The sequence below is a fragment of the Agrobacterium sp. LEGMi-208b genome, assembly GCF_059511785.1.
The window spans coordinates 1,994,424-2,008,865 of record NZ_CM183446.1; the positions used below are offsets into that span (position 1 = coordinate 1,994,424).

The 14,442-nt window shown below is 60.4% G+C and carries 10 protein-coding genes; 3 read left to right on the plus strand and 7 right to left on the minus strand.

Features of this window, described 5'->3' with window-relative positions; all coding sequences use genetic code 11:
* Positions 1 to 11: 11 nt before the first annotated feature.
* The 7 genes from AC5YUO_RS23665 to AC5YUO_RS23695 all read right to left on the minus strand — a co-directional run bounded on the left by AC5YUO_RS23665 (position 12) and on the right by AC5YUO_RS23695 (position 10,016).
* Positions 12 to 1,715 (minus strand): patatin-like phospholipase family protein, encoded by a 1,704-nt coding sequence (locus AC5YUO_RS23665; protein ID WP_496156554.1) that lies wholly within the window; start codon positions 1,713 to 1,715, stop codon positions 12 to 14.
* Between the two features lie 736 nt (positions 1,716 to 2,451).
* Positions 2,452 to 3,951 (minus strand): lysine--tRNA ligase, encoded by a 1,500-nt coding sequence (lysS, locus tag AC5YUO_RS23670; RefSeq protein WP_496155477.1) that lies wholly within the window; start codon positions 3,949 to 3,951, stop codon positions 2,452 to 2,454.
* A gap of 251 nt (positions 3,952 to 4,202) precedes the next feature.
* Positions 4,203 to 5,660 carry a glutamate--tRNA ligase gene (gltX, locus tag AC5YUO_RS23675; protein WP_496155478.1) on the minus strand — a complete coding sequence of 486 codons (1,458 nt, stop codon included), beginning with the start codon at positions 5,658 to 5,660 and terminating at the stop codon, positions 4,203 to 4,205.
* Between the two features lie 261 nt (positions 5,661 to 5,921).
* Positions 5,922 to 7,694: an SLC13 family permease gene (locus AC5YUO_RS23680; protein WP_496155479.1), complete on the minus strand. Its 1,773-nt coding sequence runs from the start codon at positions 7,692 to 7,694 to the stop codon at positions 5,922 to 5,924.
* A gap of 244 nt (positions 7,695 to 7,938) precedes the next feature.
* Positions 7,939 to 8,250 carry a GIY-YIG nuclease family protein gene (locus AC5YUO_RS23685; RefSeq protein ID WP_496155480.1) on the minus strand — a complete coding sequence of 104 codons (312 nt, stop codon included), beginning with the start codon at positions 8,248 to 8,250 and terminating at the stop codon, positions 7,939 to 7,941.
* Between the two features lie 148 nt (positions 8,251 to 8,398).
* Complete coding sequence (locus AC5YUO_RS23690; protein ID WP_496155481.1) at positions 8,399 to 9,160, minus strand: TerC family protein; 762 nt, start codon at positions 9,158 to 9,160, stop codon at positions 8,399 to 8,401.
* 163 nt (positions 9,161 to 9,323) lie between these two features.
* Positions 9,324 to 10,016: a TetR/AcrR family transcriptional regulator gene (locus AC5YUO_RS23695; RefSeq protein ID WP_496155482.1), complete on the minus strand. Its 693-nt coding sequence runs from the start codon at positions 10,014 to 10,016 to the stop codon at positions 9,324 to 9,326.
* 160 nt (positions 10,017 to 10,176) lie between these two features.
* On the opposite strand from AC5YUO_RS23695, the gene AC5YUO_RS23700 reads away from it, so the two are divergent.
* The 3 genes from AC5YUO_RS23700 to AC5YUO_RS23710 all read left to right on the plus strand — a co-directional run bounded on the left by AC5YUO_RS23700 (position 10,177) and on the right by AC5YUO_RS23710 (position 14,379).
* On the plus strand, positions 10,177 to 11,391 hold the full coding sequence (locus AC5YUO_RS23700; protein ID WP_496155483.1) for an HlyD family secretion protein: 1,215 nt from the start codon (positions 10,177 to 10,179) through the stop codon (positions 11,389 to 11,391).
* A 34-nt stretch (positions 11,392 to 11,425) separates the two neighbouring features.
* Entirely contained in the window at positions 11,426 to 13,009 is a 1,584-nt protein-coding gene (locus tag AC5YUO_RS23705) for a DHA2 family efflux MFS transporter permease subunit (RefSeq protein WP_400820774.1), read from the plus strand.
* A 347-nt stretch (positions 13,010 to 13,356) separates the two neighbouring features.
* Positions 13,357 to 14,379, plus strand: coding sequence for a LacI family DNA-binding transcriptional regulator (locus AC5YUO_RS23710; RefSeq protein ID WP_400820776.1), 1,023 nt, complete (start codon positions 13,357 to 13,359; stop codon positions 14,377 to 14,379).
* Positions 14,380 to 14,442 lie beyond the last annotated feature (63 nt).

The window sequence follows — 14,442 nt, forward strand, 5'->3', positions numbered from 1 at the left end:
CACCCGGCTCGTCAGATATCCGGTCCGATCCGCAGGCGACCGGCCGGATTTGGAAACTTCTTCCGTTTGTTGACAATTGCCGGGGAGAAACTCTGCGACAGGGCGGCGAAGGCGGCAATGCGGGCGATCAGCTTTTCCCGCTCACCCTTTGTCACGGCTGCGTAGCTTTTGATCTCGTCGACATAGCCCGTCAGCCAGTCTTCATATTTGCCTTCGCTCCACACGCGCTCAGTCGCAAACACCGTCTCTTCCAGCCGATCATAGGCAACAAGCGTCCGTCGCCAGCGATGCTCGTCGAAATCCAGCGCGCCATTGGCAAACAGCGATCCGACTTCGAGACCATAACCCATCAATTTTGCCGAACGCTCCGGTGGCATGGTGAGATTTAGCCCGCCTTCCTCCTCGTTGAGAAAGACGCGGGCGATGCGCTCCCGCTGCCCTGGCATGGTGGCAAGCGATTGATCCTGCCAGTCCTTCGCCGAGCTGAGGATGCTGCCGAGGAAACCGCTCATTTTTTCCATCTTGTGAACGGGCACGCCTATTCCTTCGCCCGCTTCCTGCGGAATGGTCACGCGCTTGCTGTTGCCGGCGATGGATTTCGGCAATTCATCGAGGCTGAGGGCGAAAGTGGGACGCGACGGAAGCAGGGCATCGAAAAGATGAATGGGAAAGTTGCTGCTGATGCCGCCATCCGAGAACCAGATTTTCGCTTTCATGACGGGTCGCGCGTCGCCGCTGAGACGCCGCACGATATCGAGCGTGCCGCGATCGTTGGTGTAAGCGGGAATGGCCTTGAACAGCACCGGGAAACTCAGGCTCATGCGCGTGGCGATGATGACCGGCAGCTGGCCGGGCTCCGGGAAAGCCTTGAGTTCGGAAAAGGAACCGCCCGGTGTTGCGATCTGCTTCAGCCAGTTCATCACGCCGGCGGGAAACAGCTTGCTCCATTCCTTCGGGTCGTAAGCCACAATGAGATTGGTGTTCGGAAGCGTGTGCGGTCGCCGCATCGACAGGTTCGTGGTGACCATCTTCAGGTTTATCACCGGCTTGTTCGGGTCGTCGCCGGCGAGATGGCCAAAGGTCAATGGCGGCGCTGCCGCGGCCTCGCTGCCGAAGGCGATGTCCTGGATCGATGCATGCAGCCATTCCGTGAGACCCGGAACATCCGCCCGCGGAACCGTCAGTCCCGAGCACAAACCGAAGCCCTCCTGCGGCAATCGATGGAAAACCAGCCACAGAACCTGGATGAGGATCGCGGCCACCAGTCCCACAAACCCGCCGAGAACCGATCCGGCGTAGCTGCCGCCCATGGCCCATAACAGGCCGGCGCCTATGGCGATCCCCGCTATCGAGGCAAGCGGAAAGGCCAGGGGCAGTCCCAGAACTTTGCCCGGCCAGCCGCCGGCCTGCGCCCATAACAGATATTGCATCAATGGGCGAAAACGACGCTCCGGCTGGAAGAGCTTGCCCAGAATTGCGGGTATCGTATCGCAATGGGCCTGCAGGCGGATGAACCCTTCAGGATCGTTTCTGACGGTGCGGGAATATTCCGCAGCCGCCGCAAAGGCGGCGGCAATCGCACCGGCCGAGGTGCCGCCTATCGAGTGGAAGCGATACCGGCGCGCCAGTTCCAGAACCGCATAGGGATAAACGACACCGGAGGTGATGCCGCCCTTCATCACCACGTCGCAGTCCTTCTCGGGCGTTGCGAACATGTCGGGCTGGTATTTGGGAAGCTCATTCTCGGGCATGCGTATCTCCCCCGGCGGCTCTTGATCGAAAGCCGTCAAACACAATGCGAATGATGGGAAATGGGTATCACAAGTTGAGGTGAGGTCGCCAGTATATTCTACCGAAAGTTAAATAAACTTATGCGATCCGTTCGCTGAAAGTCGGATAATTACTTGCGCGCGTCTATGTATGGAGAGGAAAACCGGCAGACAAACGGGGCGAAACCTCGCCACACTCTCCGACGTCATCCTCGGGCCTGTCCCACTGCTGTCCGGTTTAAATTTCTGGGTACTTTATATGGCATGGAAATTGATGGTGAACGTTGCGCATTTTTCTCAACGTCATCCTTGGGCTTGTCCCAAGGATCTAAACACGTCAACAAAATCAAGACGTTGCAGATCCTCGGGACAAGCCCGAGGATGACGTCAGAGTGTTTGGCGAGGTTTGCCCTTCATCGAAGAACGCCCATACTTCATTCGTGTCCGAAGGGAGAGTGACGTCTGACGTTGATCAAAAATCAATGTTATAGGCGGCGCGTGAAAATTTAAATCGGACAGCAGTGGGCCTGTCCCGAGGATCTGCAACGGATTGATTTTGTTGGGCGTGATTAAATCCTTGGGACAAGCGCAAGGATGACGTCAAGAAAATACGCCCCTTCGCCGCTAGCGGGAAAATCGGGGAGCGGAAGGCGGCCGCGAGGCCGCCCCTGGTTTTGTTGGATCAGTCCGCCTTGTTGCGGCGGGCCGGGAAGAGGATGACGTCGCGGATCGACGGCGCGTTGGTCAAGAGCATGATCAGGCGGTCGACGCCGATGCCGAGGCCGCCGGCGGGCGGCATGCCCTGGTCGATGGCGTCGAGGAATTCGTCGTCCAGCTGCTTGTCCTTTTCGCCGCGGGCGTGCGCCTGTTCCAGCTGCTCCACCATGCGGCGGCGCTGTTCTTCCGGGTCGTTGAGTTCGGAGAAGGCATTGCCCACTTCCCAGGCATTGCAATAGCTTTCGAAACGCTCGACGAGGCGCGGTTCGCCCGGCACTTCCTTGGCAAACGGCGAGATGTCCTTCGGGAAATGCGTCACATGGCTCGGCTGGATCAGCGTGGCTTCCACCTTTTCTTCAAAGATGAAGGCAAGGCATTCGCCCCAGGTCCAGTCCTTCTCGACGGCAAAACCGGCGGCCTTGGCGGCGGCGCGGGCTTCTTCGTCGGTCTTGAGGGCAAGGAAGTCGATACCGGTCGCTTCCTTCACGGCATCAGGCATCGGCACGCGCTTGAACGGGCCCTTGAAGGAGATGGTCTGGCCCTGGAATTCGACTTCGGTGGTGCCATGCAGGGCAATCGCCAGCGTCTCGAACAGACGCTCCACGAGACCCATGATGTCTTCGTAGTCGGCATAGGCCCAGTAGCACTCCATCATGGTGAATTCAGGATTGTGCCTTGTGGAGACGCCTTCGTTGCGGAAGTTGCGGTTGATTTCGAAGACCTTGTCGGTGAGGCCCGAAACCAGCGTGCGCTTCAGGAACAGTTCCGGCGCGATGCGCAGATACATGTCCATCTTCAGCGTGTTGTGGAAGGTCTTGAACGGATCGGCCGTCGCGCCGCCATAGATGGTCTGCAGCATCGGCGTTTCCACTTCGAGGAAGCCTTCGGCCTCCATGAAGCGGCGGATGCCGGAGAGAATCTTCGAGCGCTGCAGGAAGCGCAACTTGGATTCCTCGTTGGAGAGGATGTCCAGATGACGCTTGCGATACCGCAGCTCGATGTCGGAGACACCGTGCCACTTCTCGGGCATCGGCAGCAGCGACTTCGTCAGCATGGTGATTTCTTCGGCATTGATCGTCAGCTCGCCGCGCTTGGTGCGGCGCACCTTGCCGGTCACGCCAATGATGTCGCCGATATCGATCATCGGCAAAAGGTTGCGGGCCGCTTCCGGCGTCGTATCCTTGTGGGAGAAGATCTGCACCTTGCCGGAGGCGTCATGGATATCCATGAACATGCCGGAATTGCGCGAGGAATAAACGCGGCCGGCCACCGTCACCGTATCGCCGGTTTCGACGTCGGCTTCGATATCGGCATATTTTTCCGCCAGCTCGGCATTGGTCAGCGTGCGGTGGAAATGCGCCGGATAGACGTCGCCGATCTGCTCGCGCAGCAGCGCGAGTTTCTGGCGGCGCACTTCTGTCGCGTCGGAGGAAAGGGCGGTGGTTTCGGTCGTCTTGTCGTTCATGGTGTTGGCCTTTAGCGGGCTTGTTCGTTGCGGGTGGCCTTTGTGCTCGGGGCTCACCCCCCTCTGTCCTGCCGGACATCTCCCCCTCAAGGGGGGAGATCGACAAGCGGCTGACACCTTGCCCATGGAACGGGTGGGCGCGGCATCTGATCTCCCCCCTTGAGGGGGAGATGCCCGGCAGGGCAGAGGGGGGTAAGCCCCAGGCAGAAGGCGTATTCTAAAATGCTGCCGTCACCGCCAGCACATAACTATCAGCTTCCGCTGCCAACCATCGTGGCCACAACGGCAATCGCCATCTTCAACCGCTGGCGCACAACGGAGCGGCCAAGCAGCGCCATCGAGTCAAACAGCGGCAGCGAGCGCGAGGAACCGGAGACGGCGACGAAGAGCGGCGGCGTCACCACGCGCAGCTTCTTGCCCGTGCGTTCGGCCACATCGCGCAACTCGGCCTCGATCGCTTCCACATTCCAGTCCGGCATCTTTTCCAGATCGGCGGCAACCGTGGTGAGGATTTCGTGGATCTCCTCCGGTTTGCTCTTCAGCCCGGCAAAGGAAGCCGGCGTCAGGCCGACATCGCTTGCCAGCAGGAAGCCTGCAAGGTTCGGCAATTCGCCGAGTCTCGAAATGCGGCTCTGGGCAAGTTTCAGCCCTTCGGTCAGGCGGGCATTTTCCATCGCCCATTCCAGCGTGCGGGCAATGAATTCTTCCGGGGAAAGCTTCTCGCGCAGCCAGCGGCCGTTCAGCCAGTCCAGCTTCTGGATATCGAAGATGGCGCCGGCCTTGGAAAGCGCTTCCGGGTCGAACTTCGCGGCGAGCTCATCCATGGTCAGCAGCTCTTCGCCTTCGGCGATCTGGATGAAGAACAGGCCAAGGAAGTTCATCAGCGCTTCCGGCAGGTAACCGAGAGCGGAATAATAGGAGATCGAGGTCGGGTTCTTGCGCTTGGAAAGCTTCGACTTGTCAGCATTGCGCATCAGCGAAAGATGCATGAACGTGGGCTGGTCCCAGCCGAAATAACGGTAAAGCAGAATGTGCTTGGGCACGGATGCCAGCCACTCTTCGCCGCGCGCCACATGGGTGATCTTCATCAGATGGTCGTCGATGACGTTGGCCATGTGATAGGTCGGCATGCCGTCGGCCTTGATCAACACCTGCATGTCGACCGAATCCCACGGGATCGAGACATCGCCATAAACGCCGTCATGGAAATCGCACGAGCCTTCGGTCGGGATTTTCATGCGCACGACATTGGCCTCGCCGCTAGCGACGCGGGCGGTGACTTCCTCGGCCTTGAGGTTGAGGCAGTGGCCGTCATATTTCGGCGGCTTGCCGCTAGCGCGCTGGGCTTCGCGCATTTCTTCCAGCCGTTCGGGCGTGCAGAAACAGCGGAAGGCATGGCCCTTTTCCAGCAGCTCTTCGGCATAGGGCCAGTACATGGACTTGCGTTCCGACTGGCGGTAGGGGCCGTAGGGGCCGCCGACATCGGGGCCTTCCGACCAGGTGAGGCCGGTCCAGCGCAGGGCTTCCAGCACCTTCTGCTCATATTCGAGGGTCGAGCGGGTGGCGTCGGTATCCTCGATGCGCAGGATGAACTCGCCGCCGTGTTTCTTGGCGAAGAGATAGTTGAACAGCGCGATATATGCGGTGCCGACATGCGGCTCGCCGGTGGGGGAAGGTGCGATGCGGACGCGAACGCCGGAAGTGGTCATGAAATTCACTCGTCGTGACGTGGAAGTGACATAGGGGCGGCTTCACCCGTCTGTCACAGAGTTTTCGTTTGGATGCGGCAGGAAATCATGTTGGAAGACGCAATGAAAGCGCCTTTTGCACATTCCCGTTCGGCTTCGGCTTAGGCCATATTCTGCCGCAGGCGTCAAGGAAATACGCAGCCCGCGCTGTCTTCGCGCGGCGGCGGACCGCGCTGGTTCAGTGCCCTGGTTCGCGTCCCAGCTCACGTCCTAGTTCACGTCCTAGCGCACTGGCCAGACGTAAAGCAGCATGGGAATGCTGGCAATGACGATCATGATCGACAGCGGCAGGCCGAGGCGCGGATAGTCGCTGAAGCGGTAGCCGCCGGGGCCCATGACCAGCGTGTTGCACTGGTGGCCGATGGGGGTGAGGAAATCGCAGCCGGCGCCGATCGCCACCGCCATCAGGAAAGCCTCCGGCCGAAAACCGAGCGTGGTGGCGAAACCGGCGGCGATGGGGGCCATGACCAGCACGGTGGCGGCATTGTTGAGAAAGGGCGTCACGGCCATGGCGGTGAGCAGGATCATGCCGAGCGCCGCAAAGGGCGGCAATCCCTGCGCGGCATGGCCAAGCCAGGCGGCGATCAGTTCGCTGGCGCCGCTGGTGCGGAGCGAGTCGCTGACGGGAATGAGGGCGGCAAGCATGACGAGGATTGGCCCGTCGATGGATTTATAGACTTCGGTGAGCGGTATCGCGCCGACGACGATCATCAGGAAGGCGGCGGCAAAAAAGGCGACGGAGACCGGCACCAGGCCGCTGCCGGCACCGATCATGGCGGCGGCGAGCACGATGACCGCCAGAAGTGCGCGACGCTGCACGCCGAGCAGGATTTCGCGTTGCGCCAGCGGCAAGAGCGAAAATTCCTGCAGCACCTGCGGCAGGTTCTTGCGGCTGCCCTGCAGAAGAATGACGTCGCCCGCCTGCAATGTCAGTTCGGAAAGCCGCTGGCTGACACGCTGGCCGCGGCGGCTCACCGCGATCAGGTTGACGCCGCGCGTATAGGAAAGCGAAAGCTCGCGTGCGGAAATGCCTGATAGCACCGACTCATTGCTGATGACAGCTTCCATGGAAATGAGATCGGCGGTTTTCTGGCCATTCTCCATCAGAGGCTTGCCGGATAAGAGCAGCTTCGCCTGCGAGACGATCCGGTCTAGCCCCTCCGGGCTGCCTTCGAGAAGGATGGTGTCACCCGCCTTCAGCGTCACATCGGGGAAGGGGGAAATGCGTCGCGGGCCGCGCAGGATGGTGCTGGCGATCACGCCGCCATCGGCCTGTTTGAGCAGTTCGCGCAGCGGCTTTTCCGCGTATGTGCTGTCGGCCGGCAGGGTCGCCTCGGCGGTATAGGCCGACTGGTCGAGAATATCCTCCACCGAGGCCTGCTGGCGGTTGCGCACCGGCAGCAGCCGGTAACCGAAGGTCAGGAAGATGATGCCGATCACGGTCAGTCCCGCGCCGACGGGGGTAAAATCGAACATGGTGAAGCTCTGCCCGGTCATCTCCTCGCGCAGCCGCGAGACGACGATATTGGGCGAGGTGCCGATCTGCGTCATCAGCCCGCCGAGCAGGGCTGCGAAGGCCATGGGCATCAGATAATAGGAGACCGGGCTGCCGGATTTGCGCGCGAACTGAAAGGCAACCGGCATCATGATGGCGAGCGCGCCGATATTCTTGATGAAGGCCGACATGATGGCGACGACGATCATCAGAAAGGCCAGTTGAAGGCTTTTCGAATGCATTTCCGGGAAATATTTCTTGATCGTCATGTCGACGATGCCCGACCGCGCCACCGCCGAGCTGACGACCAGCGCGCTGCCGACGATGATGACGATATCGTCGGAGAAACCCGAGAAAGCCTTGTTAAAGGGCACGACCCCAAGCGCCACCGCCACCAGAAGGGCGCTGCAGGCGATGACGTCATAACGGAACCTGTCCCAGATGAACGCGACCATCATGCCGGCGATGACGGTGAAGGCGAGGATCTGGTCTGTCGTCATGCTGGCATATGCTTTCGAAGGAGAGGCGCCGATAGAGGACTCTATCGGTGATGGTATCGAAGAACGCAAGGCGGGGTGAAGCGGTTCCGGGTTGGACGTCGGGATTTATACCTCCTCCGTCATACCGGCCTTGAGCCGGTATCCAGCCGACGCGCGTTCGCGCGGCGGGAAGAGTCTTTTCAGCCCAAGGACTTGGGCTGGCTGGATGCCGGATCAGGTCCGGCATGACGGAGCGGAGGCGTTGTCAGAGAAGAAAATGCGCGATGTCGTCCCAGGCTGGATTGATATCTTCAATCAACTTGATCTTCCATGCCCGCGGCCAGTTTTTAATGGTCTTTTCTCTCGTGATCGCGTCGGTCACAAGATCGTATGTCTCGAACCATACAAGCGTCTTAACGCCATAACGAGTTGTGAAGCCGGGGGTCAGGTTGTTCTGGTGCTCATATAAACGGCGAGAAAGATCACTCGTCACGCCAGTATAAAGCGTACCGTTTCTTTTGGAAGCAAGAATATATACGTAACCTTGGCGCATGAGGAAAGCATGCGCAACGCTCATTGTTTTGACAATGGGTCAATTTATTTCCGTCATACCGGCCTTGAGCCGGTATCCAGCCGACGCGCGTCTGCGCGGCGAGAAGAGTCTTTCCAGCCCAAAGACTTGGGCTGGCTGGATGCCGGATCGGGTCCGGCATGACGGAATGCTGTCAATGCGGTTTGCCGGCGGCCTGCGCTTTCTTGCGCTGTCTGGCGTTGCGGGCCAGCATGTTGAGCAGTTCCACCAGCGCCGAAAACGCCATGGCGGCATAGACGTAACCCTTCGGAACATGGAAGCCCATGCCTTCGGCGATCAGCGTCGTGCCGATCATCATCAGGAAGGCGAGCGCCAGCATGACGATGGTGGGGTTGCGCTCGATGAAGTTGGCGAGCGGCGTCGCGGCCAGCAGCATGACGGTGACGGCCACGATGACCGCGACGATCATGATCGGCAGATGCGGCGTCATGCCGACGGCGGTGATGATGCTGTCCACCGAGAAGACGAGGTCGAGCAGCAGGATCTGGCCGATGGCGGCGCCGAAATTCATGCCCACAGGGCCGCCCACCATGTCTTCCTTGTGGTCTTCCGGGTCGACATTGTGGTGGATTTCCTTGGTCGCCTTCCACATCAGGAAGAGACCGCCGGCGATGAGGATCATGTCCTTCCACGAGAAGGCGTGGCCGAAGACTTCGAAGACCGGCGTGGTGAGCTGCACGATCCATGCGACGGTGCCGAGCAGGCCGAGACGCATGACGAGTGCGAGCCCGATACCGATCTTGCGGGCTTTTTCGCGCTGTTCGGGCGGCAGCTTGTTGGTGAGGATGGAGATGAAGATCAGGTTGTCGATGCCGAGCACGACCTCCATGACGATCAGCGTGACGAGCGCCACCCAGGCGGCGGGGTCAGATAGAAGAGGGAGAACGGACTCCATCAGGCAGGTTTTCCTTTCAGCAACAAGGCCAGCCGAAACATTCGGTGGGGGGAATTTATAGCGCAATACGCGAGAAACAAGGAGTTGATGGCTCCAGGGCGCAAGATTTCATCGAAATTTCGCGCAGACCGCGTATTGGCGTTCACGCCGTTGCTGAATGATCTCAGGCCTTGTCGGTTCCGTAGGCAGCCATGAAGACGTTGATGGCACTGCCGATCACCCGGTCCAGTTCCTCGTCGGGAACCGGGCCTTCCAGCTCGCCGAACAGCCGGAGCTTGAAGAAGGTGCCGGTGGAAAGCTCTATATATTGCCGGGCGGCAAGCTCAGGATCATCCACCTTCAAATGGCCGATCTCGACCTGATGTTCGATGAAATCCAGAAGCACGGTACGTACATTATTCGGCGCGGAAAGGAAAAAACGCTGCGCCAGCTTCGGCATGCGATCGATGACACCAAGCACCGAACGCATGGCAGGGATCATGTCGGAGCAGATCATCTTGTTGGCAAAGGCCTTGCCGAACTGTTCCAGTCCCTCGCGCACCTCCTCGGTGCCTTCGAGAATATGGCGCATGGAGGTGGCGAATTCGTTGCGGTGATGGTCGACGAGGGCGACGAACAGATCTTCCTTGTTGGAGAAATAGACATAGATCGTGCCCTTGGAAACGCCGGCTTCGCGCGTGATGTCGTTCATGCTGGCCGCGTCGAAACCCTTGCGCTTGAACACACGCCAGGCGCCCGCGAGAATCTGCTCGCGTTTGGCCGGGTCTTCACCCGCCGCAAAACGCCCGGCGGCATTGCCCGGACAGCCCGTTTCCGTTTCCGTTTCCGTCTCCATATCCCTGTCTTCACCTGCCATCGATACCGCCTCTTAGCATCGCAATGGCGTAAAAAAAATTAACCGAACGTCGAACCAATCGGTTCGATAACACTTGATATGTGTCAGGAAAGAGATTATGTCAATCGAACCGAACGGTTCAGTTCGAAAAACTTTCTTCAATTTATCACGGTAAGCTCTCATGTCGGCCCAGAAGAATAGTGCGGTTCGCGCCGCCAACGATGCGGAAGAGGCGGATATCTCCGCCAAGGCCGAGACCTCTCCCGCAAAGCCGGCCGAGGCCGCGCCGCAGCCGCAGCCCCAGACCATTGCTGCGCCGAAGCAGAAGAAGCGTTCGAAGCTTCTGCCTGTTATCGCCGTTGCCCTTCTCGCCGGCGCCGGCTGGTATGGTTACAACTGGTGGGTCGACGGTCGTTTCATGGTGTCGACGGACGATGCCTATATAGAAGGTGATATCGCCGTCATCGCACCGAAGGTTTCGGGTTATGTCGCCAAGGTGAACGTGGTCGAGAACCAGGAAGTCAAGGCGGGCGATCCGCTGGTGACGCTGGATGATGGCGATTATCGCATCGCGCTCGATCAGGCCGAAGCCCAGATCCGCACCGAGCAACTGTCGCTGAAGCGCATCGATGCGCAGATCGTCGGCGGTGAAGCTTCGCTGGAACAGGCCGTCGCCCAGAAGGGCGCGCTGGATGCCGCCCTTCGCGGTGCGGAAATCACCCAGAAGCGCGCCAGCGAGCTGCAGGCGAAGGATGTCGGCACGGTTGCCGCTTCCGACAATGCGCAGGTCGCGCTCGATCAGGCCAAGGCGAATGTCGTGGCCGGCGATGCCGCCATCTCCTCCGCGAAAGCAAATGTCGAGCTTCTGCGCGCCCAGCGCGAGGAAGCCGAAAGCACGATCCGTTCGCTGCAGCTTTCCCGCGACAAGGCCGCCCGCGACCTGTCCTTTACGGTTCTGAAGGCGCCCTATGACGGCGTCATCGGCAATCTGGCGGTTCAGAACGGCGATCTGGTGTCTGTCGGCAAGCGTCTGGCTTCTCTGGTGCCGATGAACGAGCTTTATATCGACGCCAATTTCAAGGAAACGCAGCTTGCCCGCGTCGTACCCGGTTCGAAGGTGCGCGTGCATGTCGACGCCTTTGACGATGCGACGATCGAAGGCACGGTGCAGTCGATTTCGCCCGGTTCTGGCTCGGTATTCTCCATGCTGCCGCCGGAAAACGCCACGGGCAACTTCACCAAGGTCATTCAGCGCGTGCCTATTCGTATCGTCTTCTCCAAGGAAGACCTCGAAAAGCACAATCTGCGTGCCGGCCTCAGCGTCGTTGTCGATGTCGATACCCGCACGGCGCCGGAAACCACGAAAACGGCGCAAGTTAACCCGGAAGCCAAGTAAGGCGCATCGCTGATGCGCCGTTGAGGTCAAGATCATGGCGGCTACGGTTGTCGGTACGGGCGGGGCGTCGATCCCCGCCGATCCCCCGATGGACAGGCGTAGGCTCATCGCGTTCTTCGCGATGGTCTTCGGCATGTTCATGTCCATCCTCGACATTCAGATCGTCTCCGCCTCGCTCGCGGAAATCCAGGCCGGCCTCGGCGCGGGTTCCGATGAGATCGCCTGGGTGCAGACTTCCTATCTGATTGCCGAAGTCATCATGATCCCGCTTTCGGGCACGCTGGCGCGCATCCTGTCCACGCGCGTGCTCTTCGCCACCTGCGCGGCCGGCTTCACGATTTCGAGCGCACTCTGCGCCACAGCCACCAATATCGACCAGATGATCGTCTACCGCGCGATCCAGGGCTTTATCGGCGGCGGCATGATCCCCTCCGTCTTCGCCGCCGCCTTCACGATCTTCCCGCCGTCGAAGCGCTCGGTCGTCTCGCCGATCATCGGTCTCGTCGCCACGCTCGCACCCACCATCGGCCCGACGGTCGGCGGTTATCTCTCCAATGCCTTTTCCTGGCACTGGCTGTTCCTCGTCAACATCATCCCCGGCATCATCGTCACCATCCTCACCTGGAGCCTGATCGATTTCGACAAGCCCGAAAGCTCGCTCTGGAAAAAGTTCGACTGGTGGGGCCTGCTTTCCATGGCGGTCTTCCTCGGCTCGCTGGAATATGTGCTGGAAGAGGGCAACAACAAGGACTGGTTCAACGACGAACATATCGTGCTTGGCTCGGTGGCCATGGTCATCGGTGCTGTCGTGTTCTTCTGGCGCGCCTTCAAGGTGGAATTCCCCGTGGTGGATATCCGCGCCTTCGCCGACCGCAACTTCTCCATCGGCTCGCTGTTCTCCTTCGTCATGGGCATCGGGCTTTACGGGCTGACCTATCTCTATCCGCTCTATCTCGGCCGGGTGAGGGGATATGATGCTCTGATGATCGGCGAGACCATGTTCGTGTCCGGTCTTGCGATGTTCTTTACCGCGCCGATCGCCGGCAAGGTCTCCACCAAGCTCGATCCGCGGGCGATGATGGCCATCGGCTTCATCAGCTTCGGCTGCGGCACGTGGATCATGACGCATGTGACGACCGACTGGGATTTCTACGAGCTGCTGATCCCGCAGATTCTGCGCGGTTTCGGCCTGATGATGTGCATGGTGCCGATCAACAACATCGCGCTCGGCACCCTGCCTCCGGCCCGTATCCGCAACGCCTCCGGCCTGTTCAATCTCACCCGTAACCTCGGCGGCGCGGTTGGTCTTGCCATCATCAACACCATGCTGTCGCAGCGCACGGACGACCATTATGTGCGGCTGGCCGAACATATCAGCTACTCCAACCCGCAGGCGCTGGAATGGCTGAACAGTGTCGGCGCCAACTACGATTCCTACGGGCTGGACGGCGCATCCGTCGCGGTCAAGAAAATGGTCGGCATGGTTTCGCAGCAGGCATGGATTTTGGCCTTCGCGGATGTGTTCTTCGCGCTGACGATTTTGTTCTCCAGCCTGATCTTCATGACCGTGCTGATCCAGAAACCCAAGGCAGCGCCGCCACCAGACGCGGCGCACTGACAACAATCCCCTCCCATCCACCGCAGAGCTGGGGCCGTCGGAAATGACGGCCCCTTTTTTGTTTTGAATATGGAGCGAGCGGGGTGCCGCCCGCTTCTTCTCCCCGCCGGGGAGAAGTCCGCGGCAGCGGGATGAGGGGGCAAGGGTAGAGATATTCGGAGAGCTTGCCCCCTCATCCGACCCTTCGGGCCACCTTCTCCCCCTCGGGGAGAAGAAACACGCGGCAACGCCGTGAAAGAACCTCCGCCGATTGATCGCTGTGGCTTTAGGCAGAATATGAGGTACGTACATCATTTTTCAGTTTACCTCGACCGCAAAGCTGGATATGCAAAAGGCAGGGAGGAGCCATGAAGCCGACAGTTCATGATATCGCCGAGCGGGCGGGCGTCAGTCTCGCCACCATCGACCGGGTGCTGAACATGCGCCCCGGCGTGCATGCGGCCACGCGCGCAAGGGTGGAGGCGGCCATTGCGGAACTCGGTTATGTGCGCGATATCGCGGCCGCCAATCTGGCCAAGGGCCGCAATTATTCGCTGGTCTTCATCCTGCCGGGCAATGACAATTCCTTCATGGCAACGCTGCGCGCCGAAGTGCGGGCGGCAGCGGCACGCGCGCATCTGGAGCGCACGGCGATCCGCATCATCGAGGTGCCGCCGTTCAACGCCACGGCGCTGACGGAGGCTCTCGAGGTGGCGCGGCGGGAAAAGCCGTCGGGCGTGGCCTTTGTCGCCACGGATTCCGGGGATGTGGCCGAGGCCGCCGACCGGCTGGCGGAAGACGGCATCGCCACGGTGACGCTGGTGTCAGACCTCTCCGGTTCGCGGCGCGATCATTATGCCGGTGTCGACAACGTCGCGGCCGGGCGCACGGCGGCGAGCCTGATGGGGCGTTTTCTCTCCGGGCGCGGCGGCGATGTCGCTGTTGTCGCCGGCTCCATGCTGGTGCGCGACCATCGCGAACGTCTGGAAGGGTTTCGCGCCGTCATCGAAAGCGAATTTCCGCAGGTGCGGCTGCTGCCGGTGCTGGAGGGCAGGGACGATCCGCTCACCGTCGAGGCGCTGGTGCGCGAGGCGCTCGGCAATGGTGCCCTCTCCGGCATCTACAGTCTCGGTGCCGGTAATCGCGGTCTCATTCGCGCGCTTGCGGCGGCTGATGGCGAAAGGGCGCTTTCGGTCATCGCCCATGAGCTGACGGAAAACACCGCCAATGCGCTAAGGGAAGGGCTGCTCGATGCCGTGCTCAACCAGGATGCCGGCCACGAGGTGCGCAGCGCCATCCGCGTGTTGAAGGCGCGGGCCGACGGCCAGCCGGTCATCGCCGCGCAGGAACGTATCCGTATCGACATATTCCTCAGGGACAATCTGCCCTGATGAAAGCATTTCCAGGAAAAGTGACCGCCGTTTTCCGTCCGGAAATGCGGTGACTTCTAAAAA

Bases quoted from the DNA above. Each gene is read 5' to 3' on its own strand.
- AC5YUO_RS23665 (WP_496156554.1), bottom strand. From the start codon at position 1,715: ATGTTCGCAACGCCCGAGAAGGACTGCGACGTGGTGATGAAGGGCGGC.
- lysS (WP_496155477.1), bottom strand. From the start codon at position 3,951: ATGAACGACAAGACGACCGAAACCACCGCCCTTTCCTCCGACGCGACA.
- gltX (WP_496155478.1), bottom strand. From the start codon at position 5,660: ATGACCACTTCCGGCGTTCGCGTCCGCATCGCACCTTCCCCCACCGGC.
- AC5YUO_RS23680 (WP_496155479.1), bottom strand. From the start codon at position 7,694: ATGACGACAGACCAGATCCTCGCCTTCACCGTCATCGCCGGCATGATG.
- AC5YUO_RS23685 (WP_496155480.1), bottom strand. From the start codon at position 8,250: ATGAGCGTTGCGCATGCTTTCCTCATGCGCCAAGGTTACGTATATATT.
- AC5YUO_RS23690 (WP_496155481.1), bottom strand. From the start codon at position 9,160: ATGGAGTCCGTTCTCCCTCTTCTATCTGACCCCGCCGCCTGGGTGGCG.
- AC5YUO_RS23695 (WP_496155482.1), bottom strand. From the start codon at position 10,016: ATGGCAGGTGAAGACAGGGATATGGAGACGGAAACGGAAACGGAAACG.
- AC5YUO_RS23700 (WP_496155483.1), top strand. From the start codon at position 10,177: ATGTCGGCCCAGAAGAATAGTGCGGTTCGCGCCGCCAACGATGCGGAA.
- AC5YUO_RS23705 (WP_400820774.1), top strand. From the start codon at position 11,426: ATGGCGGCTACGGTTGTCGGTACGGGCGGGGCGTCGATCCCCGCCGAT.
- AC5YUO_RS23710 (WP_400820776.1), top strand. From the start codon at position 13,357: ATGAAGCCGACAGTTCATGATATCGCCGAGCGGGCGGGCGTCAGTCTC.